This is a genomic window from Flavobacterium sp. HJJ, from assembly GCF_015351475.1.
In the GTDB taxonomy this organism is placed as follows: domain Bacteria; phylum Bacteroidota; class Bacteroidia; order Flavobacteriales; family Flavobacteriaceae; genus Flavobacterium; species Flavobacterium marginilacus.
Window position 1 is genome coordinate 274,934 of sequence record NZ_JADKPR010000003.1, and the last position, 26,810, is coordinate 301,743.

Genomic DNA, 26,810 nt, shown 5'->3' on the forward strand with positions numbered 1-26,810 from the left:
GTATCGCTTGCAAAATGTCTCAATAAACTAAAATTAGGTTTGGTGGATTTTGTATGTGTGTAAGCTTATTGAGTGGAAAAACACACTCTTTTTTGTAAATCATTTAAAGATCTTTGTACGAGGAAAACGTGTAAAACCTTATTGCGAACTAAAGATATATTCATATTTATACATTGCCTAAGGGCTTATCTTTTTGTACTAAGTGCCGTAAGTCAGGATCATTCTTGATTCTTTCAAGTTCATTTACTATAACTTGTAAGATATCCAGTTTTATCTCTCTATAAATTAGCTTCGATTTCCTGTTTCATATTGTCTTTACCTTGTGCATCTACAAAGGATAAAATCTTCGGTATTTTTTGATATGCCTTGGTTTCGGCAGTTACTTTTTCGTTATCCATAACAATTTCAGCGTGGAATATTTTCTGCTGGATACGTTCATCAAAATTATGTGAAACAGCACCCACAAACATACCTTGAGTAAGCGTAGATATTTGGGAAGCAGGTATAAGGCTATCTAACTGTGTGGATATTGAAGTTGATTTATTATGGTATTGCCCAAAAAAAAGGATACAATATAAGTAACACGATCTACGGCTATACCTACATCTTTGTAATGAAATGATTAATTACTTATTCCTAATTGGTAAGAAAACGGGAGTGGAATAGATTATCGAAAGCATTAAAGACAAGTGTTTGAGAAAAAACATCCTTTGAATGAAAAATCTTTCCCGGCAGTGTAGCCGTCAAAGTAAAGCGACAACTCACTAGACTAAATAAAAGGAACAAAAAGCCTAGTTGAACTTGAAAAATTGTAAGGACAATTGAGTACTCACATTGGAGGTGAAATTTGAATGCATTTTAACAAATAAATATTAACAATTTATAGTTGTCAGTCCATATAAAGTATTATTTTTGCTCTTTTTTAACACGGAAATAAGTACATAATTTAAATGCCTAAAATTAGACTCTTTTTTTTACTTCTTTTATCTATTTCACTGGGATTTTCACAAACCAAACGGGCTGCAGTAATGGTCAACGCCAGAGCCCAGAAAGACAAAATTTTGATTCGATGGGCAGTTAATTCCCCAAGTGAATGGCAAAAAGCAAATAAAAAAGGATTTGTTATTACCAGAAGTACAGTGTTTAGAGATGGCAAAATTCTGCCAAAACCTGAAAAAATATTGCTTACTCCAAAGCCATTACTTCCAGAACCGCTAGATGCCTGGATGGATTTGGTACAAAAAGATAATAATGCTGCTATAATTGCACAATCTATTTATGGAGAAAGCTTTGAGATAACTTCAGCTAAGGAAGGAGAGCTTTCAAAAATAGTAAACATGGCTGATGAACTGGATCAGCGCTACACCTTTGCTTTATACGCAGCCGATATGAGTTTTACAGGTGCAGTAAAAGCGGGTTGGGGTTTAGTTGACACCAATGTAAAAGCGAATGAAGTCTATGCTTATCAGGTAAGTGTTTTTGAAAGCCCAAAAGTTAAAGAATCATCATATATGATTAGTTTAAAAGACTATAGTATACTTCCAGCTCCAACTGATTTTATTGCAGTTCCAGATGATAAAAAGGTATTGCTTTCCTGGGATTACGAAACCTTCAAAAGAATTTATACTTCTTATATGGTCGAAAAATCTTCTGATGGAATCAATTTTAGCCCCATAGCAACTACGCCTTTAGTAAACTTAAATGATAAAGACGAACATCCGTCAAAAACAATGTATTACATTGATACACTTAGTGTAAACGATAAAACCTATCAATATCGATTATACGGCATCACTTCATTTGGAGAAAAAGGAGAAATAACAAAACCAATTACTGCAACAGGAGTAGCCGCTATAGCTACTGCGGCAAGGCTTGTAGATTATAATATCATTAATTCAAACGAAGTTAACCTTGAATGGGATTATCCTGTAGCTTCAGAAAGTTTTATTCAGGGATATGAAATTAACATGGCAGATAATGACAAAGGACCTTATAAAGTAGTTTCTAAAATTATTCCTCCATCAGTAAGAAAATTAAATTACAAGGAAAATTTATATCCATCAAATTATTTCACCATATCTGTTGTTGGTAAAAATAACCAGCGATTAACATCTCAAAGTATGTTAGTCCAGCCTATAGATTCAATACCACCGGCAAAACCAATAGGACTTGAAGGTGTAATTGATAGCCTTGGGGTTGTTCGATTAAAATGGAAACCTAATCAGGAAAAAGATTTGCGAGGATATCGAATTTTAAAAGCCAATAACCCTGATGAAGAGTTTGTTGATATTTATCATCAATCTTATGTTGGTAATGACTATAAAGACAGTGTAAGTCTGAAGATGACAAACAGTAAGGTATATTATAGAATTGCTGCCGAAGATATGCGTTTTAATATTTCAGATCCATCTGATGTTTTAATATTGGACAAGCCAGATAAAATTCCGCCAGCAGCACCTATTTTCAAAGATTACGATAATAAAGATGGCAAAGTACATCTAAAATGGATACGAAGTTACAGTGAAGATGTAGTAGGATATAGCTTAAGAAGAAGAGAAAAAGGACAAGAAAAGTGGCTGGAAATTAAGCAAATTAATGATACTATTCAAGAATTTACAGATGATAAGGTAGAGAACAAGAAAACATATCAGTATGCTATTTTGGCAAAGGATAAAAGTAATCTTTGGTCATCCTTAGACCATTCTGTCATAACAGTACAGGTTTTAGATTTTACCCCAGTTAAAATAATTACTTTTTTACAAGGAGTACCGGACAGGGAAAACAAAAAAATAATCCTGACGTGGAGCTATACCAAAAACAAAGGTAAAATTAAGGGCTTGAGTATTTATAAAAATGTAAAGGGATCGCCTCCAACATTGTGGAGAGAATTAAATGGTGATGTTTTTACTTTAGAAGACAAGAATTTAAAGATAAATATGGAATACGAGTATCACTTGATTCCCGATCTGGATAGTAATAGCCCTGCAAAAGAAGAAGTTTTAACCGTTGTTTATTGAGCTTATGAAGAAAATTTACGTATTGATAATTTTATTGGTTTCGGGATTTGGCTTTGGGCAAACCAAAGCAACTTATACCGTTGAATTTAAAAATTTAGATTATAGAGTTTATAGAAATGTAAAAAATCATACTTCTTCCCATTTCGATTTGACATTAAAATATACGGACGGTACAACCACAAAACTTTATGGAGCAGGTATTGGTGATAACTCGAGTACAAGTGATTATTCTATAAATACTTTCACCACTGAAAAAATTCCTAAATCTATCAACTATGATTTATTTGTAAATTTTTCTAGTACATCCAATATAGGTGAAAATTTCGATATTTCTACTTATCCTTGCATTACAGCTAAATCTTTTTCTAAAGCTTATGATGGAATGGATGTTTCTTTCGAATACGATATTAGACCTAATCTACAAATTATTCAGACAGAATATGATTTGCCAACAGACAAGCGTATTACGATTGCAAGTATTCCGGGGTTTAACAGCAGTTACTATAATTGGCAATATTCATTAGATCCAACATCGGATCCTTCCAGTTGGACAGATTTGCCCCAATATAAAGGAATGTCAAGTTTTTCAGCTAATGCAGTTGATATTTTAGGATCTAATGTAATAAGTTATGTAGGCAAGCCAATTTACTTTAGGCAGAAGGCATGTAGTACTGTATCAAGCCATGTAAAATACGATGTACGTCTATCTGCACCAAAAATTAATTCTTTAACACGAGTTCAACCTACTTGCAGTGATTCTGAAGATGGATCTGTAAAACTTGTATTTAACAGAACACTATTTTCGGGTGAACAATTAAATTATACGCTGCTTGATGTGGATACAGGTATGCCTGCTAATTATAATGGCACATTATCTATTGCAGCAGATAAAACTTTTGTTATTTCGGGTTTAAGAAAAGGTAATTATATGCTGCAATTAATAGGATTTAAGGATGGACTGAACACTTCTGTCGTTCCTCAAGATTTATTTGCACTTACAACCTTTACTATAACATCTCCTCCTATATTAGATTTTACACTAAACAGTACCAATGTGCAATGTTACGGATCTCAGGATGGTACTATAACTATCGCACCAACCGGAGGAACCCGTACTGTATCAGGCAATGATTATTATTCGTTGGATAATGGAGTCAGTTGGATTCCTTTCCCTAATAATAAACCATACACTATTATCAGCTTGGCACCCGATACATACAAAGTGAAAGTAAAAGACATGAATGGCTGTATTGCCAAAATTCAAACAGTAGTTAATGGAAAGATTCAACTTGGGGATGATAAAGTACTGGAAAAAACAATTTCGCAACCCGCATCACCATTAACACTCCATTACACATTCAAAAAAGATCCCACTTTTTACGGAGCTGCTAACGGGAAATTAACAGCCTCAATAAGCGGCGGAACGATCAATGATGATAAATCGTATGATTATGAATGGAAAAACAGTTTTGGCGATGTTATGCCAGCAACAGCCCAATATAATACTGCTGATAAAACATACAATATTACATTAGAAAATGCTCCTGAGGGAGAATACAAACTAACGGTAAAAGATAAAAATTATAATAATGCCAGTAATAAAGCAGCATGTTCTATTATTGAATCTTCTCAAATGCTATCTCAGCCAGACAAAATTCTAATTGCTTTAACAGTAGCACAAGCTATTTCTTGTAATACTGCTAATTTAGATTCGGATGTAAATAAGTTCTCAGACGGAATTTTAAAAGCAACAGTTACTGGTGGTGTTCCTTTTGTAGCACCCGCAAACAATGGTTTGCCCTATAAGTTTATCTGGTCAAAATATAATGCAGCAACAAACATGTGGGAAGTATTGACAGACTATAAAACAGATACCGCAGAGAATCTTTCAAAAGGAAACTATTCACTAAACATTATAGATGCCAATGGAATAGTGCAGGGAACTTACAATACTATAGATTTAGTAACAGCAGTTCCAACAACAAAAGAAATTGCAGAGCCAGCAAAATTAGAATTATCATTTACTTCAGGAAATGTTTCCTGCCATGAAGGCAATAACGGTTGGGCAACAGCCAATGTTACAGGAGGATCAGGTACTTATACGTATACATGGTACAATACAGGTAACGGAACTATTGACCAAAACAAAATAGCTCAGTTAACAGCAGGGGAATATTTTGTAGAGGTAACAGACACAAAGGGCTGTTTTATAAAAAGTAGTATCATCATTAGTGAGCCAGCAGAAATGGTGAAAATTGACTACGAAGAAATTTTTACACCTACTTTTTCAGGAGCGACTAACGGAAGAATTATAGCCAGGATAACAGGAGGAACACCAAAGGATGATCAATCCTATAATTATCAGTGGAAAAATGCAGCAGGAGTATTACAAACGGCAACAGCTCAAATAAAAGACGGCATTTATACCATTACACTAAATGGTGTTCCGGCAGATGACTATTTTTTAACGATTACTGATAAAAATTATAACGAAGCGGAAAATCAAATAATTAATTGTTCTGTATTAGAGTCAAAAGTAACACTGAATGAACCAGATCCTTTAAAAGTTGTTTTTGAAATAGTTCGAACTATTTCTTGTAATACAGGAAACGAATTTGGGACTGATACAGATACAACTCCAAAAGACGGAAAGCGTGACGAATCGCAAGATGGTATTTTAGTAGCACACGTTACAGGAGGAGTAACCTTATTAGCTTCTCAAAACAATGGATTACCCTATTATTTTTATTGGAAAAAGCAACAGGCAGATGGCACTTGGACAGCTTTAACTGACATTAAAGGTGAAACAGCTTCAAATCTTTCCCATGGAAATTATGCGTTAAATATAAAAGACAGAAACGGGATTATGCTCGGGACTTATGTCAATAATGTGATTACACAGGAAATTGACGTTACCCAATTGATGCAGGAACCTCCAAAATTATCAGTAAGTATAACCAAAGGAGATGTTTTTTGCAACGGCGGAAACGATGGTTGGGCAACAGCAAATGTTACAGGAGGAACACCTCCGTATGACTATAAATGGTCGAATGAAGTAGAAATTGATAAAAATACCATTTTAAAAGCAGGCAAATATTGGGTGTTTGTAACCGATGCAAAAGGCTGTACCACACAAGAAAGTGTTGAGATTGTAGAACCAAAAGCACCACTTGCAATAAAATATACAGAGGTTCTTAATCCTGGTTTTTACAAAGCAACAAACGGGAAAATTGTAGTTGATGTTACCGGTGGTACCATTTTTTCAGACAACACCTATTGGTTTGAATGGAAAAATAGTAAAGGAATAATACAAACTACAACCACAACTAATTTCAGTAACGGAGTTTATACCATTTCGTTAAACGGGCTTCCAGAGGAAATGTATAGTTTAACAGTTCGTGATGCCAATTATAATCCTGCCACAAATAAAACAAGTTGTACCGTGGCAAATGCTGTTACAGCCTTAGACGATCCTGATCCTCTTAAAGTTACTTTTGAGGTAGTTCGCATTATTTCTTGTAATGCAGGCAATGAATTTGGAAATGAGACCGATGCCAACCCGTTGGACAGCCAAAGAGATGAATCGCAAGACGGAATTTTAGTGGCTCATGTTACCGGCGGTATTCAGTTACAAAACACTAAAAACAACGGATTGCCTTATTTTTATGCCTGGAAGAAGAAACAAAAAGACGGTTCGTGGGCAATCTGGAACGAGCATGATGAAACTGCCGAAAATCTGTCTGACGGAACGTACGCCTTAAATATTGAAGATGCCAACGGTATAAGACTTGGGACATATACCAATAATGTTTTGGTCAAAGAAATTGACGTGACTCAGAATATGCCGCAGCCGACAAAACTGAATTTGACTTTTACAAAACTAAATGCAAGTTGCAACAACGGAGATGATGGTTGGGCTGAAGCTCACGTTTCAGGAGGAACTCCACCTTATACGTATGAGTGGACAAATGGAGAAACAACTGCAAAAATAGAAAATATTACCACAAACAATTATTTTGTAATCGCCACAGATGCCAAAGGGTGTGTCGTACAGGGAAGTATTTTTGTGGGTGACCCTAAAGGAATTTTCACAACTGAAATTGTAAAAAATCCAACTTGTTATAAAGGAACTGATGCTTCGATAGAATTAAATGTTACAGGCGGTAATTTACCTTACAGCTATTTATGGAACACTGGCGCTACTACCAAAGATTTAAACAATCTTACAGCAGGCAATTATGAAGTAGCCATAACCTGCCCAGATTGTTGTGTGTATAAAAAGAAATTTGTTCTAAAAGATCCCAACCCAATTATAGTCGATTTAGGAAAAGACAGAACACTGTGCAACGATCAGGTTTTAGAACTAAATGCAACAATTGCAGAAAATACTGCACAATATACATGGACTTCATCTAACGGATTTACATCAAACCAGCCAAAAGTAAGTGTATCAAAAGCTGGAACCTATCATGTAAAAGTTACTTCAGCTTTAGGCTGTATTGGCGAAGACGAAATTGTAATAAAAACAAGTCAGGCACTAATTAGCTCAGAGTTTTTATTGAGCTCACAGGCTTACACCGATGAAGAAGTGATATTAGTGAATACCAGTAATCCTTTTGGAGAAAACACAAACTGGATAATCCCTAACGGAGTAAAAATTGTAGAACAAAAAGAAAAATACATAACATTAAAGTTTGATGCCGCAGGAGTTTATGCAATTGGCTTACAGCAAACGCAGGGAGAATGTTATGCGACATACAGTAAAAACATTACGGTGGAGCAACGAAGTACATTACCTGACACAGGCACAACATCGCAATTCATTGTAGATTTTATTGTAACGCCAAATCCGAGTAATGGTAATTTTAAAGCACTTGTAACTTTAGAAAATAATAGTGACATAAACTTAAGATTATTCTCAACAACCGGGCAAAATACGATGATTCAGAAAAAAGAATCCGGGAAGAAAAAGTATGAAGTAGATTTTAATACTTCATTACAATCAGGTATCTATATTTTGGTATTAGAGACAGGACAGCAAACATTGGTTAAAAAAATTATCATCAATTAAAAAATGAAGAACTTTTTAAAAAACATATATTTCTTTGTTCTATTTCTGTTTTTTAATGCAGTTGGATATGCACAATTATATCCAGTTCAATTAACGCCAGTTTTCAATAGTCCATACAGTGTCAAAATATCCGATTATGCGACAAGCATGGATACTAAGATGAAATTGCTGATTAATCCAACCGATATTTCGATATCACAGCGAAGAGTACGTTTAAAATTGTATATTCAAGGTAACGGACTAAATATCCAAACTTCTGATTATGCACAAGAACAAAGGCCGATTTTTATAAATGGAGGTGAATTACAAACCTTAACCAACACTGATATTGCAGCCCTTTTCAGGTTAGAAAACCTGCAAGGAATCACTCCGGCACAGTATGCAAATCCGTTGCCAGAGGGAATGTACAATTTTTGTTTTGAGATGTATGATTTTGTAACCAATCAAAAAATATCTCAAAAGAGCTGTGCCAGTTTATATTTGATATTAAATGATCCTCCCATATTAAATACACCGCAAAAAAACGAACAAATTGCTTCGACAGAGTTTCCTAATATTTTATTTACTTGGACTCCGCGTCAGATCAACGCAACCAATGTATCGTATAAGTTTGAGTTAAAACAGCTCATAGATCCTGCATTAGACCCACAATTTGCGTTTCAAATGTCTCCCATTTTATATGAGGAAACACTTTTTGGAACTGCTTTGCTGTATAATTTAGGCATGCCCATCCTTACCCCGGGATTGCGCTATGCATGGCGGGTAAAAGCGGTTTCTACGACAGGGCTTTCAGAAAATGCCATTTTTAAAAATGATGGCTACAGCGAGATCTATTCGTTTAAATATACATCGTCCTGTGCTGCTCCAACCTTTTTATTAAGCGAATCCCAGAGTTCTAAAAGTGTAAAAATTACTTGGGAAGGAACACCGGAACATACACGCTATCAGGTACAATACAAAAAACAGGATGTTCGCAATGCACAATGGTTTTCGGCCAATAGTTTAAACAAACAAAGTTTAATTAACAATTTAGAGCCGGGTGTCACCTATCAGTTTAGGGTAGGTTCAAGCTGTGATCCCGCAACCGAAGGAGTACAGTCGTTTACCTATTCAGCAATCAGCACCTTTACAATACCTACAGAGACCAGTGGCGTTGCTGCCTATAATTGTGGTATCATTCCTCAAATCAATATTGAAAATCAAAAAGTACTAGATAACTTAATACAAAGCGAAACCTTTAAAGCAGGAGATTTTCCAGTAACTGTTTTAGAGCTGGAGAAACAACACAGCCCGTATTCTGGACACGGTTACATAATAGTGCCTTACTTAGCTGATACTAAAATTGCTGTTGAGTTTAAAAATATTTTGATCAATACCGATTATCAATTAATTAGCGGTGTTGTAGAGACAAGTTATAATCCGGATTGGAAGAATATTACCGATGTAGAAGATTTTACTGGCGAAGGTCAGGGCGGGCAGATTGAAGAAACCGTTCCGTTTGAGGTTGATAAAATTGTAATCAATCCTAATGGCGATATTATAGTAAACGGTAAAGATGGTGAACAGGTAACCATTCCTGGTGGAAAAGATACCGTTATTACAGACAGTAAAGGAAATATTTACAATGTAGATAAAGACGGTAACGGAAGCAACGAACCTGCAATAGCCGCAGCAGGAGGCAAACCAACACCTGAAAATACCGATGGAGTAGATGAAAGCGGTCAGGCAACAGAATTCACGGCAAAAGGAATTTCGATTGCATTTAGCGGTAATGGCAGTAAATATGCTTTTGATGTAATACCAGACAAAGCACCAACTGCTTTAGAAAAGCTTTACAAAAAAGTAGGGGACGTTGTCTTGCCTTATAAAGCCGTTTTAAACGGTTACTCAGATACGGTATTGGCTACAGTAACCCTTACAGATATAAATATACAACTGGACAGTATCGTTTTTAAAACCCAAAACGGAGCAAATATAGACTTTAAAAGAACCGATAAAGTATTTGTATTAACAGTAAAAGGAAAGCTGAGTTATGCCGAAGAGCAAATATTGGCCACTATAAAGCAAGGTGATAGATGGAAAGTTATAGGAGCTTTTATGCTGGTGCATATTTCGTCAAAAGAAGTCAATGTAGCTTTAGTGCCTACAGATGCAGTTTCGCAAAGCAAACTTGACGGAATTATTACTAATACACAGGCAATTTATGATAAAATTGGTGTAAAAGTAAACTTCAAAAAAGAGGGTATCTTAAACATTGATAGTGTTGTCTCAGGAAACACAATTCAGACTGAGAAAAATACACTTACATCAACTTATAGTACAGACCAGCAAAAAATAAATGCTTTGTATCAAAGCACAGAGTCAAGTTATGTACTTTTTGTAACCGATAAAAACTCAAGTACCGGGCAGCAGGGGTATATGAGGTTAAACGGGCAGTTTGGGTATGTATTTAAATCGGGATTAACCAAAACTCCTGCACACGAATTAGGTCACGGAATTTTCAAGTTAGAACATCCTTTTGAAACGTATAAAACAACTGAATCAAGCACCGATTTATTGATGGATTATAGTTCAGGAACTGTTTTAAGTCATCAGGACTGGAAACAGGTTAATGATCCTGCGTTTAAGCTGTATGCGTTTCAGAGTCAAGAGAGTGGGGAGCAAATCACGACAGTTTGTAATTATATTCTTCCAAATAATCAACCTTTTAAATTTAGCGATATTGACGGAAAAAAAGCAGGCGATGTAATACTTGTTACTTCAAATAATAATGGTGGTTTTCCTAATGGGACATTATATTCTTTTAGAATTAATAGCATAGATTATAAATACGATACAGATACTAAAATTTTTGTCCCTGCTTATTATAATAATTATAAAGCTGCTGACAGTAAAAACAGTTTCCGATTAATAGTTCAATCTCAGACGAATGACTGTAACTATTATTTAATTGCGAAAAAAATAAATGATACAAATGCAAAACTAGATTTAAGTATACCTAATGCAGCTAAGCCTATAATTGTTTGTGAAAACAATGGGCAAATCCCACTCAATGAAATTAGTATTGGTATTAATACTTTGTTAGCTCAAATTAAAAATTGTAGTCCTTCGTTAGTAAATACAAATTTTTCTGATGAAGATGCTAAAAAATACCTGTCTGCAGATGATAGGTATAATTTGATGAAATGTATTTTACAAGGAGTAGTCACAAATAAAGAAGAAAATTTAATTATAAGAGTTTTACAAACAGCACCAGTTGAACAATCTAAGAATCTATTAAATCTTTTTTCTAAAGATGAAACGGGATTGTTAAAAGATATTCAAAACGGATTCCAATTAGGCAATTACAGAGAAATTTATAGATTGTTGAGTAAAATATTTTATGAAGGTTCAGATCCAATAGTGATTAAAAATCAAATTGAAGAAATAAAGAAACTTTATAATGATGAAACTAAAAATGGTACTCAAAAGATTTATTATTCAGATCTTCCAGCTTTAAAGTCAGTTGTTTGGTTAAACAAAGGATTTCTCGAACGTCTTGCCGAATTTGATTTAAATAGTATTCATTTTGCAAATGATGAAGCCGTTTTTAATGATAAAGGTGAAGTGAGTTTTGAAACAGAATGGTCAAATTTCCTATTAAGTTCAGGGATTGCAAAATATACTGATATTAAACCTTTCAGTATTTTGAGTTTTGAATTAGCAAGTGATGAACCAAATTTATCTGCAAAAAAAGGAGACAAATTGTATGCTCCGGCTTTTATGGTACCTTTTTTAGTAAATGAAAAATTTAATAAAGAAGCAGCCGATGCAGTAAACGTTGCTGTCATTGTTGGTACAGCTGGTTCTGGTGACTTGGCAGAAGGAGGAGCAGCTACAGCCTGGGCAACATTTGATATTGCATTCTCTGCTACGGCACTTACAGTTGACAGTTATAGAACACAAATAGAAGGTACGGAAGCGGGAAAAACTTTCCTACACGGATGGGAAACTTTTAACAAGGTGTTTTTGGCATATATGGCTTTAAAATTAAGTGCCGCCACATTCGAAGTTTCAATAAATACGTTTAAAACTTCTTGGCAATCGTATAAAAGTTCTGGAGGTTTTCTTAATTTCAAATCTTTAAATCCTTCTGCAGCTGGTCGTTTAGAAAATGAAATGGAAACTTTGTTTAAAGAAGCAGAGAAAGCAGAAGGTGCTAGTGTTGTAAATGAAGTGGGGGAAGTTGCTAATGAGATTAATAATTCAGTTACAAAAAATCTAATTAATTTAAAAGTTTCTGCGTCTGATGTAGATGAAATTATTAAAAAGGCAATGTTAATAGATAATGAAATTGGAAACAACCAAATGATGAAAATGATAGATGATTTGGCAAAAAATCCCAAGTTTAAAAATCCGGAAGATTTATTAAAGAATTTAAATGGTTGCTTTACCAAAAATACTGTTAAAAGTGATAAGGCTTTATCTTTAATGAACGAGTTAAATGAAGGGAAATATTGGTTGAATAGAGGGGAAGAAGTAATAGTCTCAAAAGAGTTAACGCCAGGAAAAAATCCTCCAAACGAAGTAGATGTAGTATTTTCTTCGGGTTATAACAAGGGAATTTTAGAATGTAAGAGACCTGCTACACCTGGTCCAAATGCTGAAAATAATGTTTATGCTAATCTTAAATTAATAATTGAGAAATTTAAAGACGTAAAAAAATTAACTCAGAACTGGAAAGATTTATATCCAAAAAGATTTGGGCAAATTGAAATAGCAAATGGATCATTTTCTAATTTAAATTCTGCGAAAGAATTTGTGGATGCCATTAAAAACAAAGGTTTAATAGGTCTCGGAGATGGAAAAATGTTCACATTAGAAGAGCTTCAAAGTTTAGAAGAATTGCATATTATTGTTAATAGTAAAAGAATAATTATTAAACCTACAGATTGGTAATGGAAAATATTTCTAATGAATATTGGATTGATGGAGAGTTATTTGCTGCATGGGGATATTATTTTAAGGATAATAACTACTTAAAAGAAAATATTCAATTATTTGTTGATAAATATCTTTCTATTGCAATAAAATATGGTATTAATCTACCATCATTAGTTGCTGAAAATAATACTTTTGATATGAGTTTCTTAAAAAGAAAATATAACAAAAGTAATGAGGTATTTATAGATCTCTTACTTAAAAAGAGTTATTCTGATAAGTTTGACAAATATATCACAACATCTTTCATTTTTTTTAAGAATGATAAAAATGAAATAATAGGATCAATAAATGAAGAATTAGAATTTTTTGCTAAAATTGCTGATATCAATGGAATATTCTTAGAAAGTTATTATATAGGCTTGAGGACTAATGCCTTTTTTAGTTTACTTGAAACAAGGAATAGTAATGGAGAAGAAGTTTTTATTGATAACTCAGAATTAGCCTACTTGAATACCACCAGATTAAATAGTTATATAAGAGATTTAACAATCCTCATATTTGAGTTTTGCGATAATGAATTTGCTTTTAGTGATGAATATCCAATTAATGATGAAAATGGAAAATCTGAATTATATGATGGAATTTATTTGCTAATAAAAGGTCAAGTTTTGTTTTATGAAGATATATACGAATTTCTTCCTGAAGAGCATAAATATAAACCATTTGAAGAGATACAAGTTGAATTGGATAATACTAATTATAAAAAATATTTAGAAAGTAACAGATAAGGTAAAGCTGTAAAGTGTCTTGTCCTAAAATAGGTGGATATACTAACAAAAAAGACAGTATAAGTTAAGAGATAAGAAATAGTGTTAAACGAAATATATATAACAAATATTTTTTTCCTTCCCGACAAAAATATTTTAATAATTAAAGGACTTGATCAGAAATATACTCTAGATATGTTAGAATATCCTCTCTTCTTAAATGATGTATTTATTACAGATATATCATTTATAAGTGAATTTTTTATAGAAAAAAAAAGAACACATATTGATGAAAGGGCATTTGAGTGTAAACAGAATTTAGATCAATTAAAAGGGGTGGATTTAACCTTAAACGTTTTAAGATTAAAAAATATCAGATGAATGTACATATCGAATTAAATATTTTGCTTGCGTGAACATCTTTTTATTGAGAAAAAAAGACTGATTTCATTATTCTCTGCAGAGAAAGTAAGAAATAAAAATCTTGTATTTGAGTTTGCAAAAGAATATTTGAAAATAAGACCTGAAAATTATCTATTAATTGATGATACAGATTTATATGATTTGGAAAGATTAGAAAAAATGAATCAAATTATAAAAATAAGTAAAATAGATATTTGATAATCATACTAATACAGTTTTAACTTTTGATTCAACAAAAGGAAAGTTCTCCTAAGTTATATGCCTACTGATGGATTAGAGATATTAAAATTTAAAAGTTCTGTTTAGTAATTTTTATAAGAGGAAAGAATAAAATTGTTAATTAAATAATTAAGAAATAATAATAAATCTGTAAATTATGATTTACATAAAGAAAATACAGTTAAGCAAGGAAACTTTTCCAGTGAATTATTATGATGATGAAGTAGATCTTACATTTTATTGTAATGATAAAGGGGAAAAACATCAAGTATTTTTGTCGTTAAAAAACTCAAAATCAATCAATCACGTTATAGATGAAAAAGAAATATCTTATGAAGAATTAGCAAAACTTGGAGTTGATAAACTTGAGAATTTAAAAAGTAAAGATCGAATGCATGAGTATAGATATTTGAAAACATTTTCAGAGGCATGCAAAAAACAATTTATAGTAATATTTAATTTTAAAGAATATGGGGGATACTATAGTTGCCGTGTTTTTGGAGTTTTAGAGGTTATGTAAAGGAATGGCAATTATACTTAAAGCATAAATATGAAAAATGATTAATTCCCCCTGTCTCGTCTTAAAAAAAGTTTACATATTTAAGTTCATGCTAAATAAAAATAAGATACGTTCATTGAAATAAACAACACATACAGTTTTATAATAGATTGGAATGGGTAAAGTCGGGAGACTTCGGACAGATGGGGTATATATTGATGATGGGAACATCGGGTTGGGGTAAAAATTTAGGAAAAATAAATCACCCAACTGCAATTCCGGCAGTGCAAATACAAGAAGAAGTTTTATTGAACTCTGAAAAGATTAAATTATAGAGCAAAAATGAAGCAATTATAGAAACAATAATAGAGTAGTACAATTTAGTGTACTAAAAAAAATTCGCTAAAAGTAAAGGTGTGGGCTTTTAGTGTGTTTAACTAAATCACACCATAAACTAAATTTAAATTTTTTTAAGCATGAACAAAATGAAAACTATTTTTTTAACAGCCTTAGTGGCCGTAGGTACTTTATTTACCTCTTGTAGTAAAGATGATAATGACAGTCCATCAATTGTGGGGTCTTGGAAGACTTCTTCGAGTATAAGTGAAGAATTTAAAGACGGAGTTTCTCAAGGAAAAGGAAGTAATAGTATAGATGCCAATAACTATGAAATATTTACATTTAACAATGATAATACATTTTCTGATTACGAAGTATCTTCGAATAGTGCCCCTTCAACGGATCCAGGGACTTATACTATGAAAGACAATATTATATCTTTAAAATACAGTGGTGATACTGATATTGATTCACTTTCTTTTACATTAACAAAAGATACCCTTGTCACAACTTTCATTGAAGAATATACCTCAAAAGGAATTGCTTATAAATACGTAACTATCGTTACCTACATTAGGCAATAAATAACGTCAATTTATATTCAATTAAAAAGAAAATAAAACATTTTAGAACTGTCCCAAAAGGCAGTTCTAAAATATAACCCCAAATTAAAATAAATATGAAAAGAATAATATTAACAGCAGTAGCCATATTAATTGGAATTGGCGCTTTCGCACAAAAAATCAAGATTGATAAAGGAGAAATAAAACTTGACGAAAAGACAATTGGTTACCTGGAAGGAAAAAAACCAGTTTTTAAAATATATAGTTTAGATAAAAGCTTTTCTGTAACAGCAGAATTAAAGAATGCTCCCAATGAAGATTCGATGAAACTGCCGTGGATAGAGATTAAAAACGAAGCCACAGGAAAAACGAACGAATTAGATTTTAAGAATAAAAGCAGAAAATTCAGTGCCTTTAATTATGACAGAAGTATCATCTATGAATTAATGGATAGAGGTTATTTTACTGCTGACGGTTTAATTAAAGATGCGATAGAAAGTTTTATTAATGGAGAGTCAACGGGTATTGCTGCAAAACGTTTAGGGGTTCAGGGTGATATCGATAAGGCAAGTCGTCTGGCTGATACCTATCAGTTAGCAATCGATGACAATGGGGTAATTTATAGTGTAAAAGCAAAAAATCCGGATCCAAATGATAAAAGAATAGGTTATATCAAGATGACATCACCATCGAATAATGGAGAACTGAAATATGAAGTTTTAGATCTAGACAATCGATTAATTGCAACATGGTTTGCAAAAGCAGCTATGGTTTCAGGATATGATAAATTTCTAAACCAGGAATTGATTACTTATGATAGCAAGGTATTTAAAGCCACTTTTGATAATAGAGGCAACCCGATAGGATATAAAATGAGTAAAGATATTACTGCGATGAATATTGTACGTGTACTTGTTGGAAACGGATACAGTTTAAGCAGTCAAAATTTAGAGAATAAAAAATAGAAAATGAAAAATAGAATTTTATTAGCAGCAGTGTTGCAGCTTTTTTTAGTGTTAAATGGATGTAGTTCAGATTCAGGGAATAATGATTCAGAAAAAACAGTAGAGTTACAGAAAGGAGAAATCAAAGCTGATTTTAATGTATTCTATAGAGCTGAGGATTTTGTAATTGACAAAGATGACAATGTGTTTTTTATAGGACAAACACCAAATGAAAAAGATTATGCTATTAAGTTTCAAAAAATTGATAAAAATGGAAATTTGACATTACTGAAAGGAATAAACAACTACGATTTTTCACCAAGTAGATTAGCTGTTGCACCAACAGGAGATTTTTTGTTAATAGCATTTAATAACCAAAATGGCACTGATAAAATATTTCGTTTCGAAAACAACTTTACAGAGTTAAATCCTTTTTATACGATGAAACCTATAAGTTCCCCGTATGCAAATAAGATTAGACTTATCTCGATTTGTAATAATAATGATGATACTTATTTTGTGTATGATTACAACAATAGACAAATGAAAAGATTTGTTGCGGGATTAAAAACCGATGTTTTTGTTGCAGGCTCAGAAAAAAATGAAATAAAAGACGGAACAGGATTGAATGCAGGATTTAGTAATGTAGATAAAATAATTTCTCAAAATAATGTTTTGTATTTAATTGATAATTTGCATTCAGGAGGGACTTCCACTGTTGTTAGTTCTAATATTCGAAAATTGGAATACGTTGATAATCAATGGAAAGTGACTACATTGTCCTCTACAACAAATGCTGATAATTTTTACAACGATATTGCTTTTGACGCAAAGGGGGATTTATATGTTTCGATTTGGGGAAAAGGAATTTATAAGTTAAACCTTTTAGATAATACATTATCACTTTTTGCAGATGCAGAATTAAAAATATTCGTTGGAGAAAAAAAGTTAATGTATAGTTCAACGGTTGATTTTAAATTTATATCTGGTTTTAAATTTAAAAGGAATGATATGTATTTATTGGAATCTACAACTGTAATCAAAATTTCAGATTACCAATCCAAATTGGACGCAGCAACGAAATAAATAAAAGATTAAAAAACCACTACAATTCTTTAAAATTGTAGTGGTTTATAAAAACCGATAATGAAAAAAACATTACTCTTACTCTTATTTATTGTTATTACTTCTTGTTATCAGGAAACCGCTATAGCCATAGAGGGTGATTTCACGGCTTCGTATGCCAATAATGACGAATCAATACCTGTACAAATTAAAATTGACAATAAAATAACGGGTGCAGATACGTATGAATGGACATTTGAAGGAGGAAATCCGTCTGTTTCTAATTCTAAAAATCCAGGTGAGATTTTATACAACAAGCAGGGAACTTACACCATTAAATTAATAGCAAAAAATGTAGATGGCGAGAGTAGAGAATTTACTAAAACTGTTGAAATAAAAGAAGGAATTAATATTGAGTTTTCTCACGAAATCATAAAAAGCAATTATTCTCCGGTTGAGGTTGTTTTAAAAAATACGACCATCGGAGAGAGATTAACTTTTACATGGGATTTTCAGGATGGTGTACCTGCCACTTTTACAGGCAAAACCCCTCCAAATGTTGTATTTACAACCCCTGGTGATCACACTATAACACTGACTGTTTCTAATGGTTTTGAATCAGAAAAACAAACTAAAACCGTAACTGTTGCTCCCTATTTAGTGAGCTTATTTTCGTATGAACCAAAATTTGAAGATGATGATTACCAGGCTCCAGTAACGATTGATTTTACCAACAAATCGATGAGTGCGACAAATTACAAATGGACTTTTGAAGGAGGAAACCCGGCGACTTCAACAGAAGAAAATCCGACAGTCATTTTTACAAGCGCAGGCAGCCATGAAGTTACTTTAGAAGCCATTAACGATAAAGCAAGCCAGATTTATAAATCGGCCATTACAGTGCTGACAGATACGAATCTGCGTACTTTAACCAATATTAAATTGGGAATAAATTCGGCACATAACAATAATAATATTGGTGCCATGTTCTCAACCGTAACCAGACAGGTTTATAAAGCAAATGAAATTAACGATCAGAACAGCAGCTTAATAGATATTGTTTTTCAGGGACTAAATGGCAACTTTAACTATAACAGATTTATATCGCCGGACCAGGCAAACAATTATGGATTTTTAACATTACAAAATGCACAAAGCACCATTTTTATAAATTCTCAGAATTTGTGCAACTGCGGTTTAAATTTTACCGAATCACAATTTGATGCTATGGTAAACGATACGCCGATAAAATCTCTAAATATAAGTTACAGTGCGGGAGGTGCGCAGGAATTTGGCTTTACTTTTCCAAGGATTATTTTATTTAAAACACAAGACGGAAGAAAAGGAGCCATTAAAATTAAAGATATGGTAAAGAACGGAACAAGCTCTTATATTTTATGCGATATCAAAGTACAAAAACAATAACCAATAAATGAAGAGAGAGAATAAGAAGATCTTGTTTTGGTTATGTATTGTTTTTGCCTGCGTTATTTGCAGGAAAGGATATGCTCAGGATGTAGACTTAGAGAATTTTTATAAACCAAATTTCAAAGTTACAGGTAATGTAAATGCAAATACGATGTATTATACATCTAATATGCAAAATTCCAGTGAACAGTTTACTTATTTGCTCTCAGGAAGTTTGAATATCAGTGCTTTTAATTTTAGTGTTCCGTTATTTTACAGCATTACCAATCAGGGAAATAATTTAGGCTATACTGCCCCGTTTGATTTTAACAGATTAAGTATTATGCCCAAATACAAATGGGTAAAAGCCTATATAGGCAATGTGAGTATGACTTTTTCACCGTATACATTAAGTGGTTTTCCGTTTAAGGGAGTTGGTTTGGAACTTACCCCAAGAAGTCCGTTTAAAATAGCATTAATGGGAGGACAGTTGTTAAAAGCAGTCTCAGAGGAAAATGCATCAGGAGGAATTCCGGTATACCAGCGTTTTGGCTACGGAGCAAAAATAGGTTTTGAACAACAACAATATAAAATTGGCTGGATTGGTTTTTATGCCAAAGACGATGTCAGTTCGCTAAACATAACTAATGATAAAGGAGTAACACCGAAAGAAAACTTTGTAAACAGTTTGATTTTTAGTACATCGTTGATAAAAAATCTAAATCTGAATGTTGAGTACGCTTTGTCTGTTTTAACAGATGATGCTAGAAGCAAAAATATTTCAGGAGGAAATTTCAGGGATAGGGTATTTTCCAGCAAAGAAAGTACCAGTTTTATGAATGCCTTAAATGTTAATTTTGATTATAATATTCAAAAGAGTATTGTAGGACTAACCTATGAACGCATCGATCCTAATTACAACACATTAGGAGCACTATATTTTAATAACGATTTAGAAAATATTGCATTGCGGTTTGCGCGTCCTTTTTATCAGGATAAAATCACGGTATCGACCAGTTTAGGATATCAGAGAGATGATTTGGCAAAAGCAAAAAAACAGGATACTAAGCGGGTTGTTGGTTCCATTAATATGAATTACAGAGTAACAGACCAACTTAATATTACGGGCAGTTATTCGAATTTTTCTACTTATACGAATAAAAAATTAGACCAGTTCGAGCTTATAAACAATCCAAATGTAGTGCAGTCTGATACCTTAGATTACAGGCAATTGTCTCAGAATGCCAATGTGAATATGTCATATGCTTTTGGAAAAAAGAGAAACCAGAATTTAAATTTCAACTATAGTATCGCTGGTCAGGCCAACGAACAAGGCGGGATCATACGAAAAGGACAGGCAAGTACCGTTCAGAATTATAATTTGGCACATTCGGTAAATTTTATAGCGATGAAATTTAGCTTGAATAGCTCGCTAAATTATACCAATAACCAGATTAGTAGAAATGATAATTCTTCGGCTGGAGCATCAGTTGGAGCCTCTAAGAAGTTATTTAAAGACAAACTGAATACTAATTTTGGGCTTCTCTATAATAATTCTCAAGGGAATACGAATTCAAGTTCTGTGTTTGGAGTCAAGTTCAACAACAGTTATGTGCTGCTCGAAAAACATAGTTTGAATATGAGTATAATTTCAATGTTTAGAAGCAGTTCTAATGCTAAGAAATACAATGATTTAACTGCTGCTTTGAATTACTCTTATTCACTTGATAAAATAAAATTGACGGCCAAAAAAGAATCCAAAAAAGAACCGAAAATTGTTTCAGATCCTGTTCTTAAAATAAAACACAAAGAAAAGACCTACGAAGGAACGAGAAATGAAATCATAAAACAATTGCAGGACCTTCAGCTTGCATTACGACCGATGCCGAAGGAAGATTCGGATGAATTGCAACATTTGTTCACACTTGCGACTTTGACACCTGATGATGAAAGCTTTAAAGAAAAGACTTTAAATTATTTAAAAGGGTATGACTTAAATAATGACATATTAGACCGATATAACCAATACATCCTTGAAACTGTGAAAAGTTTAGAAGAAGAGATGATTCATAAAGATGAAGATATTGAAAATGATTATGTAATGGCTCTGGGAAGAGTAAATAAACATAAGATGCATGGCGTAAATGAACAAGATGTAACAGATAAAATAAGTTATAATTCTTATTTAAAATTGGTCGAACGAAAAAATAAAAAGCTACAGCCTTTATTAATTCATCGAAGGATGCTTAATGAGATTTCGATGCTTGCCAATACTTCGGCAAATGAAATGCATCAAAATGAAAATCTGTCCAATTTTAACAATCAGGAGTTAAGTCACTTTTTTAAAATGATGAAAGAGAAAAAAACAGATACAGAAATAATTGAAGAATTAAAAATCAAACTAATTCCGTTTTATCATGATTTAGCCATTAAAAATAGTAAAGATGCTGAAGTTGAATTTAAGTATTTGAAGAATAATTAAGATTTAAAAAAGCTTGATTATTCAAATAAAATTTCATAATCGTTTTAAATAGACGTTTGCCTAAAATATAAAAAAGTTACTATGCTTTATTTTACAAAAAAACAGGATTATCTGCTTATGAAGAAGGTTGCAAAAATACATTTATCGGTATTGTTTATCATGCTTTCGCTTGTTTTTTCTTATGGACAGGATATTGCACCTCCTAAAGAATTAGGGGCAGCTTCAAGTGCTATCGAAAAGATTGAAGCTTCTGAACGCTGGGTTGATAAATTTTCGAATCAGGATTTGGTAGAATTGCCAATCGGAATACGTAATACGGTAAATAATGTTCAATATTCTATTGGAATTACCAAGGCTGTTTTTTCACCGGAGTACACCACTTTGACTGTTTTTTGCAGGGTTGATATTCCGCAAAAGGACAAAGAGGGGAGACCGATGCAATTGTTTTTTGGTGCTGATAATGTAAAATTATCGCATCAGGGAGGTATTATGGGCGAAGCCAAATTAGTCTTATTGGGCAATGTTGACATTCCGTTTAGTGATAATAAATGGCAGGTATCATTATATGGCGGTTTTGATATGGCTACAGGAAGCGTCAATGATTTAACCTATGTGACAATTGACTGTGATGGTTTTAAAGAAATGAAAATTTCCGGTGCAGTTGAGTTTTCAAGAAACCTTATATTACCAATTGATTCATTAACAAAAACTGTCGACGAAGCAAAAACAACCGTCCCTAAAACCTATTACAACGGAAAAACAGTTCAGATACCCAATAGGGTTAGAGGAGAGTTCAGTTTCATGGCAAGTAGTTGGAATGATATCCTGGTCAATGTAAGCATGCAGCCTTTTGTGTTGAAAGACAAACGAAACGGAAAAGATTTTGATGGTAATTTTCAGTTTCTGGTCAGCAACGCAGTGTTAGATTTAAGTGATTTAAAAAATGACCCAACAGTTGTTTTTCCAGAATATTATGCAAAAAATGCATTTTTGGTACCTAGTCCTCAGGCATGGAAAGGGATATTTATTCAGACTTTTGATGTAGGTCTGCCAAAAGAATTTCAAACCACAGATACGGCATCAAGTAAAGAAAGGCTTTATGTAGGAGCTCAAAATCTGATTATAGACAAATACGGAGTTTCGGGAACTTTTTATGCAGATAATGTATTCCCGCTCGAAAGGGGAATAACCAGTCAGGAAAAATCATGGGCCTATTCCTTAGATCACATCGATGTAACTATTGCGGCCAATACCTTTGTAAAAGCAAATTTAAGCGGTCAGATTCTTTTGCCAATAAGCAAAGCGCCGCAAGAGAAAAAAGAGAGTGCAGCCACTGCAACATCAGCTAAAGCAACAACGACAGCCAAACCGGCCCAAACCAATAGAGCTGGTTTGGCTTACAATGGATTTATATCCATGGAAGAGCAGCAGTTAATTGTAGTTACAAAAGATACCATAGCTTTTGATCTCTGGAAAGCAAAAGCTTTACTATTGCCTAATAGTTCTGTTGAATTAAAATTAATAAATGGAAAATTTTTACCTAAGGCAAATTTAAACGGAACCGTTTCATTTGGAACCAACAAAGGGGCATCTGATGACAAAGAAGTAGAAGGAAAAAAAACAATTGATTTTAAAGGTATTTCTTTTGAAAATCTGCAATTACAAACTGTTTCACCTATTATTTCCGTTCGGAATATGGGCTATAAAGGCACGGTTGCCTTTGGTAATTTTCCAGTTTCGATTGGTAATATAAATGTTGCCATTAACGGAAATGATTCCCGGATCGATTTTGATTTAGGGATTAATTTGATGGAAAGCATTGGAGCCGGAGCCACAGCCCGAATAGGCATTAAAGGTAAAATGTATGATGACGGCTACAGGCAGCGAAGCCGATATGATGGTTTAGATCTTTCCGCCATTAATATTGACTGTAAATTTAGTGGATTAACCATTAAAGGAGGTCTTGTCTTAATGGAAAAAGATCCTGTATACGGAAATGGATTTAATGCAGAACTTGAAGTAGATGTTGCTGGTGTGGTTAATGTACAGGCAAAAGCTATTTTTGGACGTACTACTTTTAGATATTGGTATTTTGATGCCGCTGTAAAATGGTCGCCAACTCCGGCTCCTTTTATGATTAATGGTTTTGGAGGAGGGGCTTATTATAAAATGCACAGAAATCCGGATATAGCCATTGGTGATTTCTCACCGTCAGGACTGAGTTATACTCCAGATGAAAAAATAAGTTTAGGAGTCAAAGCCCTAATTTATTTTCATATTGGTTCAGAAACCATTTGTGATGGAGAAGCCGGATTTGAAATTGCTTTTAACTCAAGAGGAGGTATAAACAGATTAGCCATTTTTGGGAAAGCAAATGTCCTGGCTTCAATACCAGGGCTTAAAAATGTTACAGACCTAATGGGGAAAGTGGCTTCCAATGTTACGGCAAAGACAAGTTTTATGGGGGTAACCGATAAAGATCTAACGGGATCTTTTGCCAGCAAATATATTCCCGCAGCAAAAGAAGCGATTCCCGGAGATTTATCAGCTCAGGTAGGTATAAAAATGGCAGCGGCAATAGAATTTGATTTTCAAAATCATTCGATGCATGCTACAACAGATGTGTACATTAATACGCCCGGGAATTTTCTTTCGGGAATAGGAGAGGGAGGCAGAGCAGTTTGGGGCGTTTTCCATAAAGACCCAGAAGATTGGTACATGTATATGGGAACTCCGGATGACAGATGTGGGGTCAAAATAGGTATAGCAGGAATGTACTTGAAAACAACAAGTTATTTTATGGCAGGAACAGTGCTTCCGGGAAGTCCGCCACCGCCACCTATTGTTGCACAAATTTTGGGTGTTGATGCCAAAGAACTGGATTATATGCGAGATGAAAATGCATTGGCAAATGGAGGAGGTCTCGCATTTGGGGCTAGCCTGGATTTTGATACAGGAGATTTAAGCTTCCTGCTTTTTTATGCCCGTTTTCAGGCGGGAATGGGGTTTGATATTATGCTCAAAGATTATCAGCAAGCCAGATGCTCTAATACAGGAGATCGGGTAGGTATAAATGGCTGGTATGCTAACGGACAATCGTATGCTTACTTGCAAGGAGAGTTAGGTATTAGAGTTAAATTATCATTTTTGAAATTTAAAATTCCAATTATTTCAGGAGGAGCCGCAGTTTTATTACAGGCAAAATTACCAAACCCGGTTTGGATGCGAGGTTACGTGGGTGGAAATATGAATATTTTGGGAGGATTGATTAAAGGGAAATTTCGTTTTAAATTTGAACTTGGAGAGGAATGTCAGTTTGAAAATCCTTCTCCATTAGGTGGTATTAAACTTATTACAGATGTAACCCCAAAACAAAGTGCTACAGATGTGGATGTATTTGCTGTACCACAGGCCACATTTTCAACAAAAGTTAATGAAGCTTTTGTGATTCCGGAAGATTCCGGTGATGTTACTTATAAAGTAATATTAGAAAAATTTAAAGTTTTGGATGGAACAAAAGAAATTCCGGGAATTCTGGAGTGGAGTTCTATGAAAGACAGGGTCAATTTTGTTTCAGCAGATATTCTGCCTCCAAACAAAGAGCTTAAAGTTCAGGTTGAGGTTAGTTTCCAAAAGATGATTAATGGTGTTTTTGAGCCTATAAAAGTAGATGGAAAAATAGCCACAGAACTTGAAGAGAGATTATTTATAACGGGTGGGGCTCCCAATCATATTCCGCTTACCAATATTAAATATTCGTATCCGGTTGTAGACCAAAAATATTTCCTGGAAGAAGAATACCCAAAGGGTTATATTCAGCTTAAACGCGGTCAGGATTATCTGTTTGAAGATGGAAGCTGGGAAACAAGTATCAGGGTAAACCAGGAAGGAACTTCTAATTCAAGAGATGCAGCTTTTAATTATAGTACCAGTTCAAATGAAGTATATTATGATTTGCCTAATATGGATCAGGACAAGAAATATAATTTTTCAATAGTCAGTAGTTTGAAACAAACTCCATCTGTAAATGCTCCATCTGCGACAAAAACAAATACAATTAGTGAGGATGGTAATGACATACAAGTAAGAGAAAACCAGGCTGATGCATTATCCAAAGCAGAAGGAAGTATCGAGCGTTTATCGTACTTGTTTAATACCAGTAAGTACAAAACATTCAATTCTAAAATGAATTCGATAAGTACTCAAAGTTATAATTTTGGCGTTTTGTATTCAGACGTTATCTACTTAACCAATACTATCTCGAGCCAGGAGGCATTTGATATTGTTGACCTGCAAGGGGTAGATTATAGTGATAATAAACCGATGATTAGCGCACAATCTAAATTAAATGATGAATATTATACAGCAGATATTTTTCCGTATTTGTATAAAGATTATCCTTTAAATGGCAGTTATGCCATAAGCAACAGGGATACAAATGAATTAGGAGTGATTCCTGCTAAAGCAATACCGCTCAGTGCGTATTATATGACCAGTATTGAAAATGATGTAAACCAGTCATGGACAAAGGGTAATTTTCCATTTAAATACAATATGCCTTTGCTTTACAAACAAGATTGGATAGATTTAGATAATCAGATCATTAATGCCTATGTTAATGGAGATACCAGTGTTGAGTCGGTTGCAAAACGTTTTGTACACTCTAATTTCCTGTTTATGAGATATGGAAATTATGAAATAGTAATGAAATACAGCTTACCAGGAGATAAACAAGCTAACGAGTTTATTTATAAGTATAAGAACAATAATAATTTCAGGTAAAAAATAAACCATCTCAGTATTATTGTTGAGATGGTTTTAAAGTAATTCCAGATTAGTAGATGTCATTAAACAGTAAATGTTTAATGACATTTTTGTTTTTATAAGCCCTTTTTATAAGAAGAAAAACATCCCTTTTCTATTAAAGAAGCAAAAATGCATTGTGATTACTTGATTTTCTTTTTAGTTTTTGAATCATTATTAAAATTTCCAATTACAATATAGTTTTCTCCCCCTTTTGCTTTAATTACTTTTGAAACTAAGGTCCAGTTATCTGAATTCGTATAATAGTTTTCATTTTCAATAGAGTGT

Annotated in this window: 12 protein-coding genes and 1 pseudogene; 12 read left to right on the forward strand and 1 reads right to left on the reverse strand. The window is 33.4% G+C overall.

Annotation, left to right across the window (positions count from 1 at the left end):
* Positions 1-166: 166 nt before the first annotated feature.
* A pseudogene (locus IRZ80_RS04345) lies at positions 167-548 on the reverse strand (conjugal transfer protein TraG); the annotation flags it as partial.
* A 480-nt stretch (positions 549-1,028) separates the two neighbouring features.
* On the opposite strand from IRZ80_RS04345, the gene IRZ80_RS04350 reads away from it, so the two are divergent.
* From IRZ80_RS04350 to IRZ80_RS04405, 12 genes are all read left to right on the forward strand, one after another.
* Complete coding sequence (locus IRZ80_RS04350) at positions 1,029-3,017, forward strand: fibronectin type III domain-containing protein (RefSeq protein ID WP_194640336.1); 1,989 nt, start codon at positions 1,029-1,031, stop codon at positions 3,015-3,017.
* Between the two features lie 4 nt (positions 3,018-3,021).
* A complete protein-coding gene (locus IRZ80_RS04355; RefSeq protein ID WP_194640337.1) occupies positions 3,022-8,088 on the forward strand; it encodes a T9SS type A sorting domain-containing protein in 5,067 nt (1,688 codons plus the stop codon).
* Between the two features lie 3 nt (positions 8,089-8,091).
* Entirely contained in the window at positions 8,092-13,026 is a 4,935-nt protein-coding gene (locus IRZ80_RS04360; protein WP_194640338.1) for a fibronectin type III domain-containing protein, read from the forward strand.
* Positions 13,026-13,799 carry a hypothetical protein gene (locus tag IRZ80_RS04365; protein ID WP_194640339.1) on the forward strand — a complete coding sequence of 258 codons (774 nt, stop codon included), beginning with the start codon at positions 13,026-13,028 and terminating at the stop codon, positions 13,797-13,799. The genes IRZ80_RS04360 and IRZ80_RS04365 overlap by 1 nt, the downstream gene beginning before the upstream one ends.
* Before the next feature lie 778 nt (positions 13,800-14,577).
* Entirely contained in the window at positions 14,578-14,940 is a 363-nt protein-coding gene (locus IRZ80_RS04370) for a hypothetical protein (protein ID WP_194640340.1), read from the forward strand.
* 149 nt (positions 14,941-15,089) lie between these two features.
* On the forward strand, positions 15,090-15,254 hold the full coding sequence (locus IRZ80_RS04375) for a hypothetical protein (RefSeq protein ID WP_194640342.1): 165 nt from the start codon (positions 15,090-15,092) through the stop codon (positions 15,252-15,254).
* Between the two features lie 150 nt (positions 15,255-15,404).
* Complete coding sequence (locus IRZ80_RS04380; RefSeq protein WP_194640343.1) at positions 15,405-15,842, forward strand: lipocalin family protein; 438 nt, start codon at positions 15,405-15,407, stop codon at positions 15,840-15,842.
* Between the two features lie 95 nt (positions 15,843-15,937).
* The gene (locus IRZ80_RS04385) at positions 15,938-16,786 is read left to right on the forward strand and encodes a hypothetical protein (RefSeq protein ID WP_194640344.1); all 849 of its coding nucleotides are present in this window, start codon (positions 15,938-15,940) and stop codon (positions 16,784-16,786) included.
* A 3-nt stretch (positions 16,787-16,789) separates the two neighbouring features.
* Complete coding sequence (locus IRZ80_RS04390) at positions 16,790-17,851, forward strand: hypothetical protein (RefSeq protein WP_194640345.1); 1,062 nt, start codon at positions 16,790-16,792, stop codon at positions 17,849-17,851.
* A gap of 60 nt (positions 17,852-17,911) precedes the next feature.
* Positions 17,912-19,255 (forward strand): PKD domain-containing protein, encoded by a 1,344-nt coding sequence (locus IRZ80_RS04395; protein ID WP_194640346.1) that lies wholly within the window; start codon positions 17,912-17,914, stop codon positions 19,253-19,255.
* 7 nt (positions 19,256-19,262) lie between these two features.
* On the forward strand, positions 19,263-21,719 hold the full coding sequence (locus IRZ80_RS04400) for a TonB-dependent receptor (protein WP_194640347.1): 2,457 nt from the start codon (positions 19,263-19,265) through the stop codon (positions 21,717-21,719).
* Between the two features lie 81 nt (positions 21,720-21,800).
* On the forward strand, positions 21,801-26,501 hold the full coding sequence (locus IRZ80_RS04405) for a hypothetical protein (protein ID WP_228520801.1): 4,701 nt from the start codon (positions 21,801-21,803) through the stop codon (positions 26,499-26,501).
* The last annotated feature ends 309 nt before the right edge of the window (positions 26,502-26,810 follow it).